General features: G+C 42.7%; 16 protein-coding genes and 3 pseudogenes. 6 read left to right on the plus strand and 13 right to left on the minus strand.

What is annotated here, in order from left to right; all coding sequences use genetic code 11:
* On the minus strand, positions 1-3,745 hold a 3,745-nt coding region (locus tag HF992_RS07500; RefSeq protein WP_168549430.1), incomplete at its 3' end, for a MiiA motif-containing surface protein.
* Between the two features lie 214 nt (positions 3,746-3,959).
* On the opposite strand from HF992_RS07500, the pseudogene HF992_RS07505 reads away from it, so the two are divergent.
* Both HF992_RS07505 and HF992_RS07510 read left to right on the plus strand, forming a co-directional pair.
* Positions 3,960-4,505, plus strand: a pseudogene (locus tag HF992_RS07505) (ISAs1 family transposase); the annotation flags it as partial.
* A pseudogene (locus HF992_RS07510) lies at positions 4,498-5,577 on the plus strand (transposase); the annotation flags it as partial. The pseudogenes HF992_RS07505 and HF992_RS07510, both read left to right, overlap by 8 nt.
* Positions 5,578-5,607: 30 nt before the next feature.
* Here HF992_RS07510 and HF992_RS07515 read toward each other — a convergent pair.
* Positions 5,608-5,928: a putative heavy metal-binding protein gene (locus HF992_RS07515; protein ID WP_168549431.1), complete on the minus strand. Its 321-nt coding sequence runs from the start codon at positions 5,926-5,928 to the stop codon at positions 5,608-5,610.
* Between the two features lie 192 nt (positions 5,929-6,120).
* Between HF992_RS07515 and HF992_RS07520 the strand changes: the two genes are divergently transcribed.
* On the plus strand, positions 6,121-8,316 hold the full coding sequence (locus tag HF992_RS07520) for an ABC transporter substrate-binding protein/permease (RefSeq protein ID WP_168549432.1): 2,196 nt from the start codon (positions 6,121-6,123) through the stop codon (positions 8,314-8,316).
* The gene (locus HF992_RS07525; protein WP_168549433.1) at positions 8,316-9,056 is read left to right on the plus strand and encodes an amino acid ABC transporter ATP-binding protein; all 741 of its coding nucleotides are present in this window, start codon (positions 8,316-8,318) and stop codon (positions 9,054-9,056) included. Before HF992_RS07520 ends, HF992_RS07525 begins: the two co-directional genes overlap by 1 nt.
* Before the next feature lie 522 nt (positions 9,057-9,578).
* Here HF992_RS07525 and HF992_RS07530 read toward each other — a convergent pair.
* From HF992_RS07530 to HF992_RS07545, 5 genes are all read right to left on the minus strand, one after another.
* The gene (locus tag HF992_RS07530; RefSeq protein WP_168549434.1) at positions 9,579-10,742 is read right to left on the minus strand and encodes an IS110 family RNA-guided transposase; all 1,164 of its coding nucleotides are present in this window, start codon (positions 10,740-10,742) and stop codon (positions 9,579-9,581) included.
* Between the two features lie 488 nt (positions 10,743-11,230).
* Complete coding sequence (locus HF992_RS07535) at positions 11,231-11,458, minus strand: hypothetical protein (protein ID WP_168549435.1); 228 nt, start codon at positions 11,456-11,458, stop codon at positions 11,231-11,233.
* Between the two features lie 5 nt (positions 11,459-11,463).
* Positions 11,464-11,595, minus strand: coding sequence for a hypothetical protein (locus HF992_RS12220; RefSeq protein WP_281346973.1), 132 nt, complete (start codon positions 11,593-11,595; stop codon positions 11,464-11,466).
* 15 nt (positions 11,596-11,610) lie between these two features.
* Positions 11,611-12,015, minus strand: coding sequence for a GntR family transcriptional regulator (locus tag HF992_RS07540; RefSeq protein ID WP_343032964.1), 405 nt, complete (start codon positions 12,013-12,015; stop codon positions 11,611-11,613).
* An 80-nt stretch (positions 12,016-12,095) separates the two neighbouring features.
* The gene (locus HF992_RS07545; RefSeq protein ID WP_168549437.1) at positions 12,096-12,335 is read right to left on the minus strand and encodes a GlsB/YeaQ/YmgE family stress response membrane protein; all 240 of its coding nucleotides are present in this window, start codon (positions 12,333-12,335) and stop codon (positions 12,096-12,098) included.
* Positions 12,336-12,625: 290 nt separating this feature from the next.
* Here HF992_RS07545 and HF992_RS07550 point away from each other — a divergent pair, with 290 nt between their 5' ends.
* A complete protein-coding gene (locus HF992_RS07550; protein ID WP_168549438.1) occupies positions 12,626-13,255 on the plus strand; it encodes a GntR family transcriptional regulator in 630 nt (209 codons plus the stop codon).
* 221 nt (positions 13,256-13,476) lie between these two features.
* Complete coding sequence (locus HF992_RS07555; protein ID WP_168549439.1) at positions 13,477-13,668, plus strand: hypothetical protein; 192 nt, start codon at positions 13,477-13,479, stop codon at positions 13,666-13,668.
* Positions 13,669-13,674: 6 nt separating this feature from the next.
* Here HF992_RS07555 and HF992_RS12030 read toward each other — a convergent pair.
* The 6 genes and pseudogenes from HF992_RS12030 to obgE form a co-directional block, all read right to left on the minus strand.
* Positions 13,675-13,897: pseudogene (locus HF992_RS12030) on the minus strand (IS3 family transposase); the annotation flags it as partial.
* 405 nt (positions 13,898-14,302) lie between these two features.
* The gene (locus tag HF992_RS07560) at positions 14,303-16,084 is read right to left on the minus strand and encodes a glycerophosphoryl diester phosphodiesterase membrane domain-containing protein (protein ID WP_168549440.1); all 1,782 of its coding nucleotides are present in this window, start codon (positions 16,082-16,084) and stop codon (positions 14,303-14,305) included.
* Between the two features lie 23 nt (positions 16,085-16,107).
* Complete coding sequence (locus HF992_RS07565) at positions 16,108-17,628, minus strand: DUF4767 domain-containing protein (protein WP_168549441.1); 1,521 nt, start codon at positions 17,626-17,628, stop codon at positions 16,108-16,110.
* Positions 17,629-17,800: 172 nt separating this feature from the next.
* Entirely contained in the window at positions 17,801-17,959 is a 159-nt protein-coding gene (locus tag HF992_RS07570; RefSeq protein ID WP_168549442.1) for a hypothetical protein, read from the minus strand.
* Positions 17,960-17,975: 16 nt separating this feature from the next.
* On the minus strand, positions 17,976-18,584 hold the full coding sequence (locus HF992_RS07575; RefSeq protein WP_168549443.1) for a tetratricopeptide repeat protein: 609 nt from the start codon (positions 18,582-18,584) through the stop codon (positions 17,976-17,978).
* A 402-nt stretch (positions 18,585-18,986) separates the two neighbouring features.
* Positions 18,987-20,300: a GTPase ObgE gene (gene obgE, locus HF992_RS07580; protein ID WP_168549444.1), complete on the minus strand. Its 1,314-nt coding sequence runs from the start codon at positions 20,298-20,300 to the stop codon at positions 18,987-18,989.
* Positions 20,301-20,323 lie beyond the last annotated feature (23 nt).

Here is a 20,323-nt window from a genome sequence, read left to right on the forward strand (position 1 = left end):
GAATAGTATCCGTTGACTGATCTGGATAAGTAATCGTCACATTCCCTTTGTCATCAACTGTTACATCAGTATTGTTCGGGAAGGTTGGATTTGAAGCCTTAACCGCATCTGCCACCTTAGCTTTTTCGTCCTCTGTCAGCTTATTGAGGTCAGACACTGGTGTTTTAGCTGGGGCTTCAGGGTTAATCTCATCTGTAATTGGCTTACCAACAACCGTCCGATCCGCTGGAATAGTATCCGTTGACTTATCTGGATAAGTGACAGTGACTGCACCATCGTTACCAACCTCAACTGTTGTTCTCTCTGGGAAGTCAGGGTTTGCTTTCTTAACAGCTTCAGAAACCTTACCTTTTTCTTCTTCTGTCAATTTAGTCTTATCTGCAACAACGGTCTTGACAGGATCTTTTGGAGTGAAGCCATCAGTAATTGGTGCTTTTTGCTCAACTGTCTGGTCAGCTGGAATAGTATCCGTTGACTGATCTGGATAAGTAATCGTCACATTCCCTTTGTCATCAACTGTTACATCAGTATTGTTCGGGAAGGTTGGATTTGAGGCCTTAACCGCATCTGCCACCTTAGCTTTTTCGTCTTCTGTCAGCTTATTGAGGTCAGAGACTGGTGTTTTAGCTGGGGCTTTAGGGTTAATCTCATCTGTAATTGGCTTACCAACAACCGTCCGATCCGCTGGAATAGTATCAGTTGACTGATCTGGATAAGTGACAGTGACTGCACCATCGTTACCAACCTCAACTGTTGTTCTCTCTGGGAAGTCAGGGTTTGCTTTCTTAACAGCTTCAGAAACCTTACCTTTTTCTTCTTCTGTCAATTTAGTCTTATCTGAAACAACGGTCTTGACAGGATCTTTTGGAGTGAAGCCATCAGTAATTGGTACTTTTTTCTCAACTGTCTGGTCAGCTGGAATAGTATCCGTTGACTGATCTGGATAAGTGACAGTGACTGTACCATCGTTACCAACCTCAACTGTTGTTCTCTCTGGGAAGTCAGGGTTTGCTTTCTTAACCGCATCTGCCACCTTAGCTTTTTCGTCTTCTGTTAGCTTATTGAGGTCAGACACTGGTGTTTTGGCTGGGGCTTTAGGGGTAGTTTTTTCAGCAGTTGTCTGATCTAGTTCGTAGTTAACTGTTACAATAACTTGCTTAGTATGGCCATCCTTTGTTGTTAGATTAACCAAAACTTTATTGTCAACACCTGATATAGGGAGTGTTTGACCTTCTGCAAGCTTTGCTACAACATCTGTCTCTTTATTAAAGTGGTAGATATTGACAGCATCAGCCCCTGATCGTACAGTTGCTTTAGCATTAGCTAGAATACGCTCCTCTGTAACAGAAGCTTCTCCTTTGGTCACGTTTTTAATATCGATAACACTATCAGCCGCAACAAGTCCCACATAAGCAGATTTATCTGTCGTTGATGTTTTACGATTAGCATCATCAACTACAGTGACTTCACGTGACCACTCACCTGGTTCTGTACGCCCCTGAGCAAGAGTTCCTCTGATTTTTACCTTATCATTTTCCAAGGTCATTACCAAACCGTCTAAACCTTGACGCGCACCTGTAGACGTGGAAAAATATGCTTCTTTAATTGTGGTATCCGCATCTACGTTAAGAGTTTGGTCAATTTTATCATTATTATTAACCCAGAAAACATAAGGTTTCGCAAGATCAACTCGAGGCGGTTGTTCCGGGAAATTTATCGTCACAGTAACTTCACGTCTATGAACAGACTGAGGAGTTAAATTCTTAAAATAGGCGGTTAAATCAGCTCGCTGAGTCTCTGTTAACTCAGCATTTTCAAGTAGATCTTTAACTGTCTCATAATCCGAATGAGTTTTAACAGTAACATTAATTTTTTTATCACGACCTGATGTTGGCCAAGTTGATTGTTCATCAGGTTGGGCAATCAGATAATCTAGAGCTTTATAAGCTTCTGGATTATTCTTATCACTTACAACGGAAGCATTAACTCGCTCAAGCATAGCTAGAACCGCCTGATTAATCATGCTCCGAGTTAACTTTTCCCCTTCCGGTACATTAATAACTGCTGAATTGTCTGCATTTAGTACATAGTAACGGCTCGTATTTGGAGTTATTGTACTATTATAGTTTTCTGCATAGTAAGTTGACCATGTTGCTGGTCCAGAGTGAGCCAACAAACCATCAACATGCGGTACACCAGTACTGTCTACACTGGGGGTTAAGTAAGATTCGCTGTTAGTTGTTGAACGTCCTGGGTACGACTGACCTCCTTCTGATTGAACAAAAACAAGATTCGTTGGCTGACGTCCTTCAGCTTTTTCTAATACCTGGTGTATAGCATCACCATTCCAAGCAACATAAGTAGTAGGTTGAACGAAAGGCAATGAACGCTTAAGCGGAATAGTAACCGTCTTACCAAAACGGCTACCACCAGAATAACTTACTCTACCATCATAGTTGCTTCTTTCTACAGCATCATACCCTAAAGTAGTTGCGGTAGCACCTTGTGCAACAGAGACGGTTGCCATTTTAAGGCTATAATCAGCAGGAGTTAGTCCCTTATAAATAGCTTCCCATCTGATTTCTTTTGATGGGGTTAGGGGAGCGCTATAAACAACGGCTTGTGTGCTGTCACCCGTTCCTCCCCAAGTTTTTGCTAATACATCTGTACCTGTTGAATTAACAGGTGAACCATTAGCTGTCACTGTAGTTGGAGTTATAAGTGAATTCCCGTTATATAGGGCATATCCAATGTGCTGATCTCGAACGTCAGACTTACTACCAGCTTTTGTTGTTGTCGTAATAACCATTTCAAAGGTTCCGTCAGTATTTTCTTTGGTACGAACGACAACATCTCCCATGGTTTTCGTGTCATTTTTTCCCCCACGAACGCTATCTGCTTCATTAAGCGTATAAGTGACCTCACCTTGAAGATACTTACTATTATCTACAGTTGCCCGAAAACTTGCTCCCTCAGGAAGATTAACTTGTGCATCAGATTTCGTAACACTGAAGGTTAGAAGTTTACTACTACGCTGTCCATAAATAACATCTTGAGTAATGGTTTCTGCTTGACCTTCAGCAAGTTGGTAGCCTGAAGGTAATTCAGCCACTTCAGTTACTGTCGCACGAGGAACCTCCCCATCATAGACATCAGCAGTAGCGACTTTAGCAGGACTAGTTGCAACTAACAGTCCTGTATTAATATCAACATATTGTACCTTATAGCTAATCGCTTTTTGACCTTGAACGGGTTTAGCTTCGGCAAACTCAATAGAGGTATCGGTCTCTTCAGCTTTGTCATTCCCAACAAGCGGTTTCGCATTAGATACTGTAAAAACAAAATATCCGACTTCACCTTCTTTCAAGTCCTTTGTTTGATTCCTTGCTGAAATAACATCATATGACTCAGACTCTTTTGCTGTTTCCGTAATCGTAATACTTGCGATATCTTCTGCAGTCGTAACCTGCACTGACTTCTCTTCACTAGCAATTAATTGACCGTTTGTGTCACGATATTCTATAACATAATTAAACGTTGCTTCTCTATCTGCCTCACGCGCAGTTACTAAGGTTGAATATTGACTTGACTCACCTTGAGTAGCAATCTCCTCGGCAGACGCACTGGCGCCGCCAAATATCCAAAAAGCAGCAATTGCGATTGAAGCCACACCAGCCTTAAATTTGCGGATAGAAAAACGCAACTCCTTAGTCTGATTGTTGTTAAATGTTTTATTCTGTTGCATAAAAACAACTCCTTTAAATACTTATTTTCTATGTGTAAAGTATGTGCAGAGCACAATACGAAGAAAACAGATTAATTGTACTCCTTCCTCCCCCAAAAGTCAAGGTGAAAAGGCAACGAACCACGCCGTACGCATGAAGAAACCATCGTTTTTAACATCTTTCACAAATTACTTTCCCTCTTTGTTAGCTATAATAGTTAGAGGAGGTATTTTTATGCCAGAGATTGTCAAGTTCTTAATGTCTGTTCACGACCTGAGTGACCATCGCAAAGTCCATCACCTGTTGTCTGATATTATCCTCCTCATCTTCTTTGCTCGTCTAGCTAGGGCCGAGTACTGGGAGGAAATCGAAGATTTCGGTAAGGCCTATGAGTCTTCCTTGCGTGCCCTTCTTAAACTGGATAATGGGATTCCCTCTCATGACACCCTGCAGCGTGTTTTCGCAACCTTGGATCCTCAAGTCTTGGTAACCGTCACGTTAATATGGTCAAACCTACTTGAAGAGGCTAGACTGTCTGCGACCACTTTTCCGACCTTTGCCAAAAATCTTCTGGCTATTGATGGGAAAACAATTAGGGGCAATGGCAGTGCCACTCAAAAATCCCTTCACATGGTGTCTGCCTATGCGACAGAGCAGGGCATCTGTTACGGTCAAGTCGCAACCGATGAAAAAAGTAATGAAATCACAGCTATTCCAGCCCTATTAGACAACATTTCTGTTAAAGGTTGTCTGATTAGTATGGATGCTATGGGAACCCAAAGTGATCAAGGGGGGCTCTGCCAATAAACAGAAGTGCCGTCGCATCAAGAAACTTCGCAACCAATTGAAGAAAGATTACCTCCCTCGCAAACAGCGTTATGAGGAAGCTAGAGCAATCCTCCAAGAACGTCATTCCTTTTCCAAAACAGACCATGATGCCACTTTTATGCGAATGAAAGAAGATCATATGCAAAATGGTCAGCTCAAACCTGGATACAATGTCCAAGCAGCTACCAATGCTCAATATGTTCTTGCCTACTCCACTTCGCATTCTTCTTTCTAGGCTCAGGCTAAAACAGTCCACTGGACTGTTTTACTCCCAAACCCAACAGATACTAGAACGTTAAAGCCTTTCCTCGAATCCATCCAAACTCTAGACTTGTTTCAAAACATTGTAGCTGATGCAGGGTATGGGAGTGAAGAGAATTATAGTTTTATCATTGATGAGTTGGAGAAAACACCTCTGATTCCATACAGCATGTATCAGAAGGAACGGACTAAGAAATATAAAAACAGTCCTCAAAACCAAAACAACTGGACTTACCTTGAAGAAACGGATCAGTTTGTGAAACCAGACGGGGTTGTGTATTCCTTTAAACACTATTCTCGTCGAACGGACAAGTATGGCTTTAAACGTGACTTTAAAATTTATGAGGCGGATAAGGTTCAAGACACACCAGGGTTGGAACAACTAGCTAAAACCGAGTGTGGTCGTCAGAAACAAATCCATTACAATCCGACTTGGCATTACTTTAAAGAACTTATCAAGGAAAAATTACATAGCAAAGAAGGCTCTCATATCTACGCCGAACGGAAAATCAATGTCGAACCCGTTTTTGGCCGATTGAAGAGTGTTTTTGGCGTACGCAGGGTTCACGTTAGAGGTCACCAAGCTGTCCAAACAGAGATTGGCTTGCTCTTCATGAGCATGAATCTCACAAAATTGGCTAAGAATTTGGCTGCTAAAACAGCTAAACATCAAAAACCACACTATGATTCTTACTTCTTGATTGTTTCCAAGACAGAATTCACTGTGTGGTTTAATTTTGAAACTAGTTTTTGCCCAGCTTCGTCTGTCCCAGACTCTTCTTCTTTTTCGTTTTTACGTCAACTTAACCGCTGTGCCGCTGCAGGTCACCATGAGCATGCCGTTGTCGGCGCCAAGAACTTCATAGTCCATTTTGACAGCAATAACGGCATCAGCTCCCAGACTCCTAGCGCGCTCTTCCATTTCTTTTAAAGCGGTCTCTCTAGCTTCTGTTAACTCCCCTTCATAGCTTCCTGATCGCCCGCCAAAAATATTGCGCAAACCCGCCCCGATATCCTTGAACATATTGATACCAGTGATTACTTCACCAAAAACAATACCCTTATAGGCTGTTACCTGATGGCCATCTATGCTTTGTGACGTTGTGATCATCATAACGATATACCTCTTTCTAATGACTGACAAATAAAGTCAGCGTTTTCTTTTATTATACCTTAATGCGCTTCGATTTTCCAACCAAAGCAGTACACCTCCATGTTAGATTTTATGACATGGTTTTCCAAAAAATTTGCCTTTAGCTTCAGAATTTGCTATAATAGACCACATCTTCACAAAAAGGAGTTCACTATGAAGAAAAAAATACTAGCAATTATGCTAACCTTATTCCCTATATGGAGCCTATTTTTAGGTCAATCCGCTAAGGCAGACGATACCATTGATATCGTTTTCGACTCTACTTATGCCCCTTTTGAATTTCAAGATACTAACGGAGACTATAAAGGGATTGACGTTGCTATTATCCAAGAGATTGCCAAACGCTCTGGTTGGAAGTCCAAGAACACCTATCCTGGATTCGATGCTGCAGTCAATGCTGTTCAAGCAGGCCAGGCAGATGCCATTATGGCAGGGATGACGATTACCGAAGCCCGTAAGGACGTCTTTAGCTTTTCTGACCCTTACTTTGAGACTTCTATCGTTATTGCAACTCTATCTAAGAATAAAATCAGTCACTATTCAGACCTCAAAGATAAGACCATCGGGGTCAAAAATGGGACTGTAGCGCAAAGTTTTTTGGAAGACTTAAAGGACGAACATGGATTTACCATTAAGGCCTTTGATACTGGAACAGAAATGTATAACAGCCTCAGCGCAGGCGCTATTGATGCTGTGATGGATGACACTCCTGTTATTCAGTACGCCATTAGCCAAGGGCAAGATTTAGCCATCAATATGGAATCCGAATCCGTTGGTTCTTTTGGTTTCGCCGTCAAAAAAGGGAGCGCCAATGAAAGCTTGGTTACAGATTTCAATAAAGCCTTAAAGGCAATGAAGGCCGACGGCACTTATGATAAAATCCTAGCAGAATACATTGGAGAAAACGACAACAGCACAGAGACAAGTGCATCGTCATCACTTACCTTGACCGGCAACGTCCTCAACAAGGCAACCCCACTCAAAACTACCTATACCATTGTCAGTGATTCCTCCTTCGCCCCCTTTGAATTCCAAGACGATTCCAATACCTATGTCGGAATTGATATGGACATCATCAAAGCGATCGCTGAACACCAAGGTTTTGACCTTGAGATTCAAAATCCTGGATTTGATGCTGCACTAAATGCCATCCAGTCAGGCCAAGCTGATGGGATGATCGCAGGGATGTCTATTACAGATGAGCGCAAGAAAACCTTTGATTTTTCAGACGCCTACTATACTGCAAATGCCATTCTAGCGGTTCCTAAAGACAGTGACATTAAAACCTATGAAGATCTCAAAGGCAAAACAGTCGGGGTAAAAAACGGAACTGCTTCTCAGAGTTTTCTAGAAGAATACAAAGACCAGTATGGCTATAGCATCAAGACCTTCTCAGAAGCATCAGCCATGTACGATTCCCTCAATACTGGAGCCTTGGCAGCTGTCATGGATGATGAACCTATTGTTAAATACGCCATCAACCAAGGGCAAAATTTAGCAACGCCAATTGCAGGAACACCAATTGGACAATATGGGTTTGCTGTCAAAAAAGGAAGCAATCCTGAACTGATTGAGATGTTTAACAATGGTCTTGCAGCCCTTGTTGAATCCGGTGAATACGACAAGATCCTAGCCAAATATTTCTCTGAGACAGAGGAAAGCACTAATCAAGGCGTCGATGAAACAACCATTTCAGGCCTCCTTAAAAACAATTGGCAACAACTGCTAAAAGGCCTCGGTATCACACTTTCATTAGCTTTAATTTCCTTTGCCATCGCCATCCTGATTGGAATCCTTTTTGGCCTCATGGCTGCTAGTCCCTTTAAAATACTTCGTTTGATTGCCTCTTTCTTCGTGGATGTTGTCCGTGGGATTCCACTAATGATTGTCGCCGCCTTCATCTTCTGGGGCATTCCAAACCTGATTGAAAGCTTAACGGGTCAACAAAGTCCCATCAATGATTTTGTTGCAGGTGTCATTGCCTTATCCCTCAACTCCGGTGCTTACATTGCAGAAATCGTCCGCGGCGGAATCGAAGCCGTCCCTGTCGGTCAGATGGAAGCTAGCCGAAGCTTAGGTATCTCTTACAGCAAGACCATGAAACGGATCATCTTGCCACAAGCCACTAAGATCATGTTACCAAACTTTATCAACCAGTTTGTCATTACTTTAAAAGACACCACCATCATCTCAGCCATCGGCTTGGTGGAACTCTTCCAAACCGGAAAAATTATCATTGCTCGAAATTACCAATCTTTCCGCATGTATGCTATACTAGCAGTATTGTATCTCATCATCATTACCCTACTAACACGTTTAGCCAAAGGCTTAGAAAAGAGGAATAAGTAATGTCAAAATTAAAAATTGATGTTCAAGATTTACATAAATACTATGGTGAAAACGAGGTTTTGAAAGGCATTACTGCCCAGTTCTACGAAGGTGACGTGGTTTGCATCATCGGACCTTCTGGATCTGGAAAATCCACCTTTTTACGCAGTCTCAATCTACTGGAAACAGCTACTAGCGGCCATATCATTGTCAATGGTTATGACTTGACTGATAAAAAAACGAAGGTCGATGAAGTTCGGGAAAATATCGGTATGGTTTTCCAACACTTCAACCTCTTTCCCCATATGACCGTCTTAGATAATATCACTTTCGCTCCCAGAGAACACAAGCTCATGACCAAAAAAGAGGCTGAAGCATATGCCTTGGAGCTCCTAGAGAAAGTCGGACTCTCAGACAAGCGCGACGCCATGCCAGAAAGCCTCTCTGGTGGCCAAAAACAACGTGTCGCTATTGCTCGTGCCTTAGCCATGAAACCAGATATCATGCTCTTTGATGAGCCGACATCAGCCCTTGATCCCGAAATGGTTGGTGATGTGCTCAATGTCATGAAAGACCTCGCTCAGCAAGGGATGACCATGCTGATCGTAACCCATGAAATGGGCTTTGCTAGAAAGGTGGCCAACCGTGTCATCTTTACAGACGGTGGCGAATTCCTAGAGGATAACTCGCCAGATCAGATTTTTGATCATCCGCAACATCCGCGTTTGAAGGATTTCTTGGACAAGGTCCTCAACGTCTAACATTCAACATCTCCTGCTCTTACTTCCGTTTTTCTGAAGAAGAGGGGGGATTTTTCTATTATCCAGAACACATTTCGATAACCTATGAGATGTATTGCTAACTCCCCTTTAATCAAAAATAGTTCACTCTATAACACTTTTCTTAGAGTGTATAAACGTTTGCAAGGGAATCGTCACGAACTCTGAGCAGCCAATCTAGACCTAAAACCGACAATTGAATTGAGTCTGGGACAAACCTCCTAACCTCTCAAGTGATTTTTAATTTTTAAACAAGGCGCAGTGGTTGAGTGGCTCCTAATTCGCTGATTTTATCAGCTTTTGCAGCCCTAACGAATGAGGGAAATATCTTTCCCAAATTTCCAACCTCAAACAGTCACTTCCCTGACTGTTTGAGCTATGCGGAGGTGGGCTAACGACTCATCGAATTCTGGCGAATTGCCGACTTTTTTATACGAAAACTAAAAAACATGCAAAAAATCCTCCCCTATGATATACTCAAAGTGAAAAAATTTATATGGATTGTTAGCTCGTCTCTAACAATCTTTTTTGGTGTAGATATTCTTCGTAAGTTAAGTTGTTGGCAATTAGGAAATAAGCAAGTTTTAATAGCTGGTGTGCGGTGGCGATGGTTGCTTTCTGCGGACCTCGTCTGGCTTGTAACTGATAAAATCGTTGAGAAATCGGACTCCCTTTCTGTCGCCTGGCCGCATAAACAGCTTGGCAGAGACATTTCTTCAAGTAGGCATTCCCGTGTCGAATCTTGGTGTTTCGCTTTTTACCAGCACTCTCATTGTTTCCTGGACAAAGCCCTGCCCAAGAAGCAAGATGGCCCGCTGTTTTGAATTGACTCATCTCTACTCCGACCTCAGCTATAAAGACGGAAGCTGTAATGACATCAATGCCTGGGATGGAATCCAATAGTTCTACTTGGTCTTCATATTGCATTAAATAATAATTGATTCGATTTTCTAGTATCTCAATCTGTTTCTGATAGAAATCATAAAACTCCAAAGACTGAGTTAACATAAAGCGGTGATGGTCAGAGAAATAACCGTCCAAGGCTTCCAGAAGCTGCGGCACTTTCTTCTTCAAGCTGGTATAAACGGATTGATGAACAATGCGAGCTGTAATAGGCGTCCCATCAACCAGTAGCTGAAGGAGATTACGACCAGAGAGTCCCATAATATCTTCGATATAGGTCGTTAGCTTAATACCGCCTGACTGAAGAATTTTATGGATACGGTTGGTTTCTCGATGACGACTTTCCACATAATGTTTTCGTTGTCTGGTCAACTCCCTCAATTCTTGAATGGTTTCATCGGGAACGAAACTCCGAGGAAGCAGACCAATCCGTGTTAATTTGGCAATCCAGTGAGAATCCTTCTTGTCGGTTTTCTGACCTAGAATAGCCTTCATATGGTCCGGATGAGCCAATATCAGCTCAAAGTCGTTCACAAGGGCATGCCATACAGGTTTCCAGTAAACACCTGTACTCTCCATGCCAACAGCTTGAACGTGGAGGGACAGAAGAAATTCTCGACATTCTTTCAAACCAGCGGTTGTTGTGTCGAATCGTTTTTCCTCACGTTTTGGACGAGTTGAAGTGAGGGGACCGTGCAAGACACAGACTGCAATCATCGCTTGATGAACATCGATACCAGCACAAGATTCATAGAGAATATCCATGATAGAGACCTCCTTATACATAATGAGAGGACTTGTCTACCTAATAAAAATCGTAATTTTATACTCATGCCTCATAATGGCGATATTTCTGGGTGCTCGTAGGTAGAGTGGATTAGTTTGTCCCTCGATTGGCAAGTAGCCATCAGTAAATCATCAACCACAAAGCCCTCACTAGGATTATACACCTAATGAGGGCTTTGCGCTTAGTTTTCATTGTTTGTGGGTGAGGACGAAGTCGTCATGGACGTCTGTCCCACTCTCATCTGTTTTGCCCACTACTGCTTGTTTGAACTGTTCTAACGTAGGACGCCTAGGTCAAGAAAGAAAGTCAAACATTCCAAGCCCCTCCACAACAAACATTGGCTAAATCACCTGTCTTCACACTACTAAGGGTTGCAGACTCCCTAAACCAACGATTTACTCAGCATAAAACCACCACACGATGCGCCAATCTGATAATGCACATCATGTAGTGGTTTGTTTTCTATCTATAGCGGAGTGTTTAAGTCATTATCATTGATATCTTCTGCTTCAATCACATCCACTAATGGTTTGCTGGTATCTTTTTTCAAGAAACGATCAAGTAATTGCTTCCCCTTTTGCTGGAGCGCCTGTTTGTCTTCCTTGCTCAGGGAATTGTAGGCAATACCCGCCATGGTTGCCATTGTTAAAATCTTTTGAAGCCCGTTAGCTCCTTTTTTGACGCCTTTTGCCATAAACATTACTTCCTTTCTCTCTTGTCCGCCTTATAATCTTGAATCATGCCTCTAACAACCTGAATGGCCGGAAGTACAATGGTCACAATTTGGATTAAACGTGTTAATTTACTTGTTCTTGGTACTCTTTTTCCCATGGATTTCCTTTCTTATTACATCTCTTTAGGGAGTGGTGACATTTTTTGTGTCAATTGTCCCACCAAATGCTTTAACTTATCCAAGTCGGATTCCTGTTGATGGATCATGCCAGAAATTTCGTTATAAATAGCTCTGATTTCTGTTTGTTGCTGAAAATCGTCCAAGAAAGCTCTTGCGCTCTCTCTAGAAAGTACAATCACCCCTCTACCATGCTGAAGAGAGATAACATCGCCATCAGCCAACAACTTCAAGCCATTCCTTACCGTCTCTCGTGAGACACCAAACTGTTTTCCGAGTTTGACCATTGGCGCTAACTTCTCACCAACCTTGATTTCTTCACGGTGAATCGAGCATGCAATCGCCACTGCTATTGTCTCATAACTTGAAACTCTAACCCTATCATACAGAATAACCACCACCTTGACTTTATTTTGACTAGTTAACTAGAAAGAAATTGTTCCTCCTAATCCTAACAGATGTTGATTACATTCTAATATCCTTAGCGAGATCTTCCAAGCAAGAAAGAGACAACGGAAACAACGATAACCGCTCCTAAAATAGATGGCACCAAAGCCATACCAGCCAGACTAGGTCCCCATGTTCCAAAAAGCGAATGACCAACTGACGATCCAATCAGACCAGCTAGAATGTTCGCAATCCAACCCATTGAGCCACCTTTTTTAGTAAGCGCCCCTGCAATGGCACCGATAAGTGCTCCGACAATAATTGACCACAACATAATGATTCCCCTTTGCCACCAAACAACATCTTTTATAAGAAGTGTAGTCTTCTAAATGTGACAACTTTCTTTTTTATTTATATTGTCATTATAGAATAATTCCCATCTCTCGTCAACTACTTTGCTTAGTTGACAACATATTTTTTTATCCTTGTTGTCTTTTATGGTGTTTATTTCATTTTTTACCTTTTCTAAAACACCTGTAATATGGGATGATTTTATTCCTAAAACATGCTACAATAGGAGAAAGATTACTTTACCGCATAAAACTAATGATAAAGGGAGCCAAAATGCCCAATCGTAAAATTATAAAAACGTCAAAGTTTCAACAAATTGCTATTGAAGTCGCTAAAAAGATTGCCATTGGTGATTACCCTGTTGGAGAAAAAATAAAAGCTCGCTCAACGTTAGCAGCCAGCTTTGGTGTCTCCCCTGAAACGACACGACGAGCATTGAATATCTTATCGGACTTGCATATTGTAAATCTTAAACATGGCAGTGGCGCCGTAGTTCTGTCCAAAGAGAAAGCCATCGAGTTTATTGAGGATTTCGAGAGCACTAACGATATAGAAACCCAAAAAAAGCGTATCTTGGAAAAAATTGATGAACAAGAATTGCAACTCAAAGAATTAAAAGGCCTTGTCTCTGTCTATGTTGAGCAAACCAAACTTGTCAATAAAAAATACCCACTGGATCCCTACGGCCTCAAACTCTCCAATGACTCTGATTTAATCGGCATACCGCTGCAAGAAGCCCAAATCTGGCATAAAACAGGGGCGACTATTGTCGCTATTGAGCGCAAGAATGAGTTAATTCTCTCACCAAGTCCCTACCAATCTTTACAGAAGGATGATATTGTCTATTTTATCGGTGATGAACCTAGCTATGCTAGGATGACTAATATTTTTAACCTGAAATAAGCTAAAGCCACTGAACTAATTACAGTGGCTTTTTGACTGTTAGAGTTAGAACAATCCTACTCCGAATGAGTGACAACTATTTTTCAAAAAAGAGCTGTCTTTTGATAGTTTTGCATTGACAATTCCTAAAATTTCGATATAATGACACTATAAATAATATTTCAAGTTGTCACTGAGGTCATTTTAATCACGGAGACAACCCCTAAAATGGAGGACAAGCTATGTCAGCAGAAAATATTTCCGAACAACTTGATCAGGTCATCCCTGATATCACCGAAACAGTTCCTTCTCAAGCTAAGGAGGTCATAACTCCTGCTACTCATTTGGATGAGCAAATTCTCAACGAGGTTAGCTCCCGTTCTAAAGAAAATTCAGACAGCGATCTCGTTAGTAGTGAAAACGCCAATCGCTAAGTAACCTCAATAGCAGTGAACGGATTTAGTTCTGTATTGCACAGGATTAAGTCCTTTTATTTTTGTCTTTATGCGTTTGTAAGTGTCGTAAAAATAGAGTCGCTAATGGCTTGTTCGCGTTCGTCCAGAGATTGGCAACATTCTCAACATCATAAAACATCTTAGACTTGAGAATACCAAAAAAGAATTCCATTCCCCCTTTATCAGGACTAGTGCTCTTTCGACGCATCCTAGGCAGTCCCGCTCTCACTTTCTCAAGAATAGTCTCCCCGTTTTTTCTTGTATTGCGCTATCCAATTGGAAAGCGCAATAGGATTTGACATGACCTCCTGCTTTCTCAAGCAATCATCCCCTAGGACTCTATCAAGTATTTCTTCTTTTAATTTTGGCAAGTGGTAGAGATTCTTAGCTATTTAGCCACCTCACAACCACACTTGTTTATGAGTTTGAACAGGTAATTGATACTGAAGCTGTTGACTGCATACTGTTCACTAAGGGGGCATGTCACCCCATTTTTCTCAGCCTATAACTCTTTTGTCTCTCTTCATGGCTTAATGGCATAAGAAAAGCACCTCAGCGTTAGACTGTTTCTGCCTGACTTTTGGGGTGCAGTTAACAAACAGGGCAGGGTTCTTTAATTATCTAGAGACAGTAACCGCATAGCACGCGCAAAATAACTATCATCCTCCTGGATATCTTCTTTTTCTGCTTTAAAAAGAGCCAAGTCGTCGGTAATAATGCCATTAACAGGACTCTGGAGATAATTGGTCATCGTTGAGCGTTCATTGATCGTCCAAACATAGACTTCCTTGCCTTCTTGTTCCGCTTGCCACATGCTGAGATCATTATAGGAAAAATCTTCAATCACATAGAAGTCCACTTTATGTTGGTCAAATACGCCAAATTGCAAAGGAATCACATAACCTGTCTCAATTTCAGGTGCTTTACGCTCCAACTCTTCCATAACAGCTAGATTCAAGGACATGACTTTGTCACCTGGTCTTAGACCTAGAGCTCTTAAGCGTTTAATCACTAGGTCCACATAATCTTCAGGCTCATGCCCGTATGGTTTTAGCTCGATTAACAAGGGTTGATTGAGAGCTTTGGCCTTCTGGAAATAGGTCTCAAAACGATCAATTTTGCTGCGGAACTTCCCTTGATGGATTGGAAGGCCTTCCAAATCAGCCAACTGGCTCTCAGATACTTTCCAGTCAACACCTGCTAACCGTCCTAAGTCATTATCATGAATGACTACCAGCTCTTGATCAGCTGTCATGACCACATCCATCTCCACCAAGTCTGCTCCTTTCTGACGAGCTGACTCTAAGGCTTCGATCGAATTTTCAACACCTGCTGTTACATCTCCCCGATGGGCAATCATCAGGGTATGCGGATTCAAACTTGTAAGATAAAGCTGCAAACCATTGCCCACTAAAAAGGCAAGCAAAGCGAATCCTAAAACTAGCCTGGTCCACTTAGGGTAGATCATAGGAGTAGCTTCCTTAGCCTCTAAGCCAACATAGGGATAATCTGCTTCTTCTTCATCCTTCTTAAACAAGAAAACGAGTAACACCTCAATGATGATCAATTTATTAGCAAAGATTAGCACATAGCGGCTCAACCTAATCAGTGAATAAAACAGCGTTTGCAACGCAATGTTACTCCATGTACTATCTAGCCAGTTAAAGATAAGGGTTACTGGTAGAAAGAACAAGGCGCCACCTAACAGTAAAATCACGGTTAAACTAAAAATGGCAAGCATCCAATAGCGTTTATCCTGTCTAGTCAAACGCCAGCTTTCCTTCATGTTTTGCCAAGGCGTTCGAGCATTGACCACTGACAGAGGCAAAACATAGATAAGACGAATATTGAGATAGAATACAAGCGCCATAACCCCATAATAGAGCAAACTCCCTTGAGTCGATTTGGTCAATTCACCTGTAATAAAAGCTGGTATCCTAAAACGGTCTAAAAGACTTGACGTCAATCCCAAGTTCCCTAAAGGAATCATCAGAATCAAATAAGCTAAAAAGAGAAACAGCTGTGGGCCACTCAACCATTTGAGTTTGATCAAACTGGTATACATCATCTGCTTAAGGGGGAAATAACGGTAAGACCGCGTCACCATATAAATCAAGCAGATAAATTCAAAAAAGATAAAACCGGCTAGCAACAACAGGTAAAACAGCAAAATAAAGAAAGGACCGGTTTGGCCAAGAATATCCAAAATATTATCCTTGGTCAAATTGGTCACGCCAGCCATCCGTAGAGCCAGTCGAAACACGGCTGCTAGGCTATATCTCCCCACCGTCGCCAAAAAGACTTGGAGAAAAAAGATGGTTACCAGATAAAAATATTTGTTTTGCGAAAGATTTTTTAGAGAGGACTTGATTAGTCCTGACACAGAATACAACATAAAACCCTTTCTAAACAGTCGTCTCAAGAATTAACAATTCTTGCAAAACCTGCCTTCAATTCTTCATTGGCTGTTTCTTTCATGTAATACTTATCATCTGGCATGCCACCTTGATTCTGAGCGCTATAAAGTACAATCGGCGCACCATCTGCTCGGATAGTAAAATAATAGGTATGAACCTGATTGCCGTTGTAGTGGTAACGGTAAATGGCAAGAACCTGGTAATCGGAATTCCCTGTTCCATCTTGAGAAAACTCTGTTGTAACATCCTGTACCTGATTTAAACGGACACGATTTTCTAAAACAAAACCGGTTTCTTGATTCGTGATTTCTTGATAACCTGGTTGGTTCATGGCATTCCCCCAAGTAACCATGAAAGAAGCTAGCTGATCTGCTTTCTGACTAGACCAGAGGACTAACGGTTGGCGTTTTTCAGCCAACTTTGCCAAAAGCCCTTCAACCTTGGCGGTATCCTCTGCATTTAAGGCCAAGCTGACATTGTCTAAGTCAGAAGCCCTGGTCTGACTAGGCTTCGTCTCAAACACTTGGTCTTTAACCTTGAACGTTGCCTTAACCTCTAAATTTTCCCAGTCAAAAGTTTCGATTTCAGCTTCTAGGCCACGAGCAACCTCATTCCCATTGATATAAAGACGGATTTCTGCCAGATCAGCGGTATCAAATGGCAAATGAGCCACTACGGTCTGACGGCTTAATTCAAGTGGCAAGTCCAGCTGATTATGGCTTGCCTGATCTAAATCAAGAGAAATCTCCGTCTTGACAGGGCCATGAGCTGTCTCACCCTCTACGGTCACCGTTTGAGGGATAAACGGTAGACTGGCTACCGGAACCATTTCTCCTTGTTCAATTGTCTTTCCAGCGATGCGTAGTGTCTCTAAATCACTGGTCGCTGTTAGCTCTAGTGGGTAGGTCACAAATTGATAGTCCGGGAATACTAACCACTTCTTCCCCTGTTCCAGTAAGCCCAATAGCTTATTGCCCTTAGCATCATTATAAGGTGTTTTAAAGTGGTCTGTTGCCATACTATCCAAGATTTCTGGCAGGGTTTGTTCTTGTTCCTCTAAATAAGCAATAAAACGCTTAGCATCCTTTTCTGTCCAAGTTTGGCCCGATGCTGACAATAAATCTGCTACCGTTTCATAGTTGTTGTTATTTACTGCTTCTACTAGTGCCTCTGCTTTTACTTCTGGCTTAGTCTGGGATTGCCCGTAAAAATAACCAGCCAAAGCCACAAGAGCTAGTAAACCGAAGCCAAGTCTTACAAAAGTGGTGGTTTTGCTTGTCGATTTTGCTTTATTGGGCTTAACCGAAGTCTGTTCCAATTTCGCCTCTTCAGAGCGGACTGGCTCAGGATTCAACAGCGGAGCAGCAACTTCCTGTTCTAACTCCATAGCTCCTTGTCCTGCGATAGCCCTGATCTGTGTAAAATCAAACCCACTAGCCTTGCCCTTTTGAAATTCTTCTGGACTAGGATTTCGTCCGACAACCTCTTTAAATAAAGCTACCCATCTCGCTTGCTTAGGCATTGTTTACTCCTCGTTTCGTTATTTCTTGTCCTTATTATACCAGATATCGTTTAAACACTCTATCTCTTTTTAAAAGTTAGGAATGTGCACAAAAAAGGCTTGGAGAAATCTCTCAAGCACTTTTAGCCGTTCTCCCCTCTTTAAACACGCTCGTTAAACTCAGCTCGCTCTTTTATTTTTCCACTTTTAACAATCGTTCTCTTTCTAGGCGCAGAACACGCTTAGGATTCAATCGGTTGAAAAGTTCTTCTAGCTTCTCAGCGTTCCACACGTCAGCTGCCGAGACAAAGTTTCCGTCCTTGTCCTTGAAGGATATCGGTTTATCGCCCATGGTTCACCTCCTGTTTTTATGGTAAATGGCTGAGCAGGTCATCGATTTCTTGACTGCCGATGTTCTCACCTGCTTCTTCAAACAAGGCCTTAGCCTTGATTAAGTGCTCAGCACTAGACTGAATTTCTCCTAATCCTCGATAAGCACAGGCCTGAGCAATCAAATCGTCTGTTTTTAAGGCATGTTCTAAACTTCTGCCCATATCTGATACAGCTTTATCGTGATCGCCCAGCAAATGCGACACATAACCAACCTCGTAAAGATGTACCGCCCAGACCAAGTCATCATCCATAAAGTGCTGACTAATAATGGCTCTCTCCTTATCTAACTCTGCCATTGCTGCCCCAAAATCCCCCTGCTCCCGATAGACCATACAGAGTTGATGATGGGCACGGTGCTGGTGAAGCCTATCTCCCTCAGCCACAGCCTTGTTCAGATAGGCTTCGTAGGCTTGGACAGCTAAAATATAGTCTTTCCTAGCCGCATGCACATAACCGTAGGTGGACAGGTAGTCATAATAAACAGAATCAGCTTCTGGCACCACCAAACTGTCCAATAAGGCCAAAGCAGCATCCAGTCGCCCTTGCTCCATCAGGTCAAAAGCGCTATAAATGTGATCTAACATAGATATCTCCTTAACCTAATGCTCCCCTTGTATCCAACCATGTTTTGTCCGATTCACCCGTAGGCTCTCGAGCATTATCCAGCACAAATCAGCGTAACCGAATCGTCACTAGCTAACGTCTAGGCTCGCCCCTAAAACTCCCCACTGGACTCCGTACCTCGCTTTTTCGTTTTCAGGCTCGGGTTGATAAGATCCCCTAGACCTTCCTAGCTTTCTTATTGTCAGACTCGGGTTGATAAGGGCATCTGGACCTTCCTCGCTTTTTCGTTTTCAGGCTCGGGTTGATAAGGTCCCCCAGACCTTCCTAGCTTTCTTATTGTCAGGCTCGGGTTGATAAGGTCCCCCAGACCTTCCTCGCTTTCTTATTTTCAGGCTCAGGTTGATAAGGTCCCCCGGACCTTATCAATCCACAAACTCAAATTCGAAGTTGCCGATGCGGACGGTATCACCATCTTTGGCACCACATTCTCGGAGGGCTTCATCAACACCCATACCACGCAACTGGCGGGCAAATTTCATGATGGACTCGTCGCGCTCCATGTTGGTCATGACAAAGAGGCGTTCCAGTTTTTCACCAGACAGCACCCAAGCGGCATCGTCATCACGGCTGATGTCAAATGGTCGCTGGTCCTCGGTGAAGCCGTAGTAGGCTTCCTCGTCCAACATCTCCTCCTCGTTGTAAAGGAGGAACTCGTCTGTCTTGGCCAATAAGTCAGCGGTAGCCTCTAATAGAGCATCCAAACCTTGGTGGGCAATCCCTGAAATAGGAAAAATCTGTGGCAAGTCATCAAATTCATCGTAGTTGGCAGCGAGTTGCTCTTTGAAGAGGGCTAGATTGTCCTCAGCCTCTGGCATGTCCATCTTGTTGGCCACAATAATCTGAGGCCGCTCCATGAGGCGCAGGTTGTAGGTCTCTAGCTCCTTGTTGATGGCAAGGTAGTCTTCATAAGGGTCGCGTCCCTCGCTAGCAGACATGTCAATGACATGAAGGATGACCCGTGTCCGCTCGATGTGACGGAGAAACTGGGTACCCAAGCCCACACCCTGACTAGCACCTTCAATCAGGCCTGGCAGATCGGCCATGGCAAAGCTGTCGCCAGACTTGGTTCTGACCATGCCAAGGTTAGGCACGATGGTGGTAAAGTGATACGCTCCAATTTTAGGTTTGGCGGCAGAAACAACGCTGAGGAGGGTTGATTTACCGACAGATGGGAAACCTACCAGACCAACATCAGCCAAAATCTTCAATTCCAATTGTAGCTCTCGTTCCTCACCAGGCTCCCCATTTTCGGCAATCTCAGGAGCAGGATTTTTGGGAGTTGCAAAGCGAATATTCCCTCGACCACCGCGCCCCCCTCTGGCAACAACGAACTCCTGCCCATGCTCAACTAGGTCCGTCAAAACTTTTCCTGTCTCTGCGTCTCTAACAGTTGTCCCCTGTGGCACACGAATCACTAAGTCTTGTGCCCCTCTGCCATGCATGCCCTTTGTCATGCCTTTTTCTCCAGCTTGAGCCTTAAATTTACGGTTATAGCGGAAATCCATCAAGGTTCGAAGGCCTTCATCAACCTGAAACACAACTGAACCGCCTTTACCACCATCACCGCCCCAAGGACCGCCATCTGGCACATATTTCTCACGGCGAAAAGCCACCATACCATCGCCACCCTTACCTGCCTTGACCGAAATCTTGGCTGTATCTAAAAACATACTCATTATATTCTATTTCCCTTCTGTCA

The organism is Streptococcus ovuberis (assembly GCF_012396585.1).
Classification (GTDB): domain Bacteria; phylum Bacillota; class Bacilli; order Lactobacillales; family Streptococcaceae; genus Streptococcus; species Streptococcus ovuberis.

Excerpts from the sequence above, each read along its gene's own strand:
- HF992_RS07515 (WP_168549431.1), bottom strand. The coding sequence starts at position 5,928 with ATGATGATCACAACGTCACAAAGCATAGATGGCCATCAGGTAACAGCC.
- HF992_RS07520 (WP_168549432.1), top strand. The coding sequence starts at position 6,121 with ATGAAGAAAAAAATACTAGCAATTATGCTAACCTTATTCCCTATATGG.
- HF992_RS07525 (WP_168549433.1), top strand. The coding sequence starts at position 8,316 with ATGTCAAAATTAAAAATTGATGTTCAAGATTTACATAAATACTATGGT.
- HF992_RS07530 (WP_168549434.1), bottom strand. The coding sequence starts at position 10,742 with ATGGATATTCTCTATGAATCTTGTGCTGGTATCGATGTTCATCAAGCG.
- HF992_RS07535 (WP_168549435.1), bottom strand. The coding sequence starts at position 11,458 with ATGGCAAAAGGCGTCAAAAAAGGAGCTAACGGGCTTCAAAAGATTTTA.
- HF992_RS12220 (WP_281346973.1), bottom strand. The coding sequence starts at position 11,595 with ATGGGAAAAAGAGTACCAAGAACAAGTAAATTAACACGTTTAATCCAA.
- HF992_RS07545 (WP_168549437.1), bottom strand. The coding sequence starts at position 12,335 with ATGTTGTGGTCAATTATTGTCGGAGCACTTATCGGTGCCATTGCAGGG.
- HF992_RS07550 (WP_168549438.1), top strand. The coding sequence starts at position 12,626 with ATGCCCAATCGTAAAATTATAAAAACGTCAAAGTTTCAACAAATTGCT.
- HF992_RS07555 (WP_168549439.1), top strand. The coding sequence starts at position 13,477 with ATGTCAGCAGAAAATATTTCCGAACAACTTGATCAGGTCATCCCTGAT.
- HF992_RS07560 (WP_168549440.1), bottom strand. The coding sequence starts at position 16,084 with ATGTTGTATTCTGTGTCAGGACTAATCAAGTCCTCTCTAAAAAATCTT.
- HF992_RS07565 (WP_168549441.1), bottom strand. The coding sequence starts at position 17,628 with ATGCCTAAGCAAGCGAGATGGGTAGCTTTATTTAAAGAGGTTGTCGGA.
- HF992_RS07570 (WP_168549442.1), bottom strand. The coding sequence starts at position 17,959 with ATGGGCGATAAACCGATATCCTTCAAGGACAAGGACGGAAACTTTGTC.
- HF992_RS07575 (WP_168549443.1), bottom strand. The coding sequence starts at position 18,584 with ATGTTAGATCACATTTATAGCGCTTTTGACCTGATGGAGCAAGGGCGA.
- obgE (WP_168549444.1), bottom strand. The coding sequence starts at position 20,300 with ATGAGTATGTTTTTAGATACAGCCAAGATTTCGGTCAAGGCAGGTAAG.